Here is a 2,072-nt window from a genome sequence, read left to right as displayed (position 1 = left end):
GAGGTCGAGTAGACCTTGGTGACGGAATCGAAGGTGATCACGTCTCACACTGTAGCCAACCGGGTGTGACAGATGGGGCGAGTGTGATCATTCACAGCGAATGCCACGACGCTGATCACGGATTGGCAACGACCCCCTCATCCACCGGGTACAAGTACGACCAACATCGGCGCGATCCATTAGCGTCAAGGAACTATGAGCACTTCCACACGGCACACACCTGACGACCGGGACACTGACAAGGGCACCGAAAAGGACACCGCCAAGGGCACCGACCGGGACACCCGGCAGGGGTCCCGGGGTTTCCTGGGCGCCATCGAGACGATCGGCAACAAACTCCCGGACCCCTTCTGGCTGTTCGTCATCCTCGCCGCCGTGGTGGCGGTGACCAGCTGGATCGGCTCACGCTTCGACATGACGGCCATCCAGCCGGACACCGGCGACACCATCCGCGTCGAGAGCCTGCTCACCCCTGAAGGCCTGCAGCGGATGATTACCGAGGCCGTGAGCAACTTCACCAGCTTCCCGCCGCTGGGTGTCATCCTCACCGTCATGCTCGGCGTGGCGGTGGCCGAATACTCCGGACTACTCTCCGCACTCGTCCGCGCCATGGTGGCCAAGGTCGGCCCGCGCACCCTCACCTTCGCCCTCGCGCTGGCGGGTGTGACCGGTTCCGTCGCGTCCGACGCGATCTACGTCATCCTCATCCCGCTGGGTGCCATGGCGTTCCACGCCGTCGGCCGCTCCCCCATCGTCGGTGCCATGGTCGCCTTCGCGGCCTCCTCCGCCGGATTCAACGCCTCCCTCATCCTCAACATCACCGACCTCCTGCTGTCCGGCATCTCCACCTCCGCCGCCCAGCTCATCGACCCCGACTACGAGGTCTCCCCCCTGGCGAACATCTTCTTCGTCATCCCCTCCGCAGTGGTGCTGGCCCTCATCATCACCGCGGTCACCGAGTTCTTCGTCGACCGCAAGGCCCGCCAGCTCGTCGACCACGACCAGATCGACTACTCCGAGGTGGCGTTCCGCAAGGACACTGACGACGACGCTGAGGCTGGCGCCGCGGCAGACTCCGCGGAGGATTCGGCCGACGATCTCTCGCTGAGCCCCACCGAGTCCCGCGCCCTGCTCATCACCGGCGGCGCACTCGTGGCCTTCCTGGCGGCGTACTTCGCCCTCCTCTTCATCCCCGGCTCCCCGCTGGCCGGCGAAGGCGGGGACGCCATGGAGAGTCCGCTCATCCGTTCCGTCGCCGTCCCGATCGCCCTGGCCTTCTTCGTACTCGGCCTGGTCTACGGCGTGGCGTCCAAGACGATCACCAGCGCCAGCGACATCCCCGAGTTCATGGCCCGCGGCCTGAAGTCACTGCTTCCCATGCTCGTGCTGTTTTTCGCCGTCGCCCAGTTCCTCGCGTGGTTCGAGTGGTCCAACCTCGGTGTGTGGACCGCCATCCGCGGTTCCGAGCTGCTCCAGGCGTGGAACCTGCCGCCGCTGGCGATGTTCGCCGGACTGGTGATCATGGTCGCGCTGCTCAACCTGTTCATCACCTCCGGTTCCGCCCAGTGGGCCCTCATGGCGCCGGTGGTCGTTCCGATGATGATGCTGGTGGATGTCTCCCCCGAAGTCACCCAGATGCTCTTCCGTATCGGCGACTCCCCCACCAACATCATCACCCCGATGAGCCCCTACTTCGCCCTGGCGCTGACCTTCCTGCAGCGCTACTACAAGCCCGCCGGAGTGGGCACGCTCATGTCCCTGGCGTTGCCGTTCTCCATCGCGATGCTCGTCGGCTGGTTCCTGTTCTTCGTCGCCTGGTACCTGCTGGGTATCCCGCTGGGGCCGGGTAGCCCCATGACCTACGGCGGCTAAGCGCGCGGTTGATGCGGCTGCTGCTGGTGGCTGCGCCTGGTGCTGCGCCCCCATACTCGTGCATCAACCCCATGCTTGTGCATGGGGTACATGCACATCCTCACCAGAGGCGGCAACTCTGCTCGCTGCGCCCCCATACTCACGCATCAGCCCCATGCACATGCATGGGGCTGATGCACGTTCTCACCATCAAGCACAGC

Annotated in this window: 1 protein-coding gene; it reads left to right on the top strand. The window is 65.2% G+C overall.

The genetic code is table 11. The annotated features are described in order from the left end of the window. Window positions 1-195: 195 nt before the first annotated feature. A complete protein-coding gene (locus tag Q4F73_RS11125; RefSeq protein ID WP_303359413.1) occupies window positions 196-1,872 on the top strand; it encodes an AbgT family transporter in 1,677 nt (558 codons plus the stop codon). The last annotated feature ends 200 nt before the right edge of the window (window positions 1,873-2,072 follow it).

It is taken from the genome of Corynebacterium sp. (assembly GCF_030535495.1).
In the GTDB taxonomy this organism is placed as follows: domain Bacteria; phylum Actinomycetota; class Actinomycetes; order Mycobacteriales; family Mycobacteriaceae; genus Corynebacterium.
This window is presented reverse-complemented; position numbering and strand designations above follow the sequence as displayed.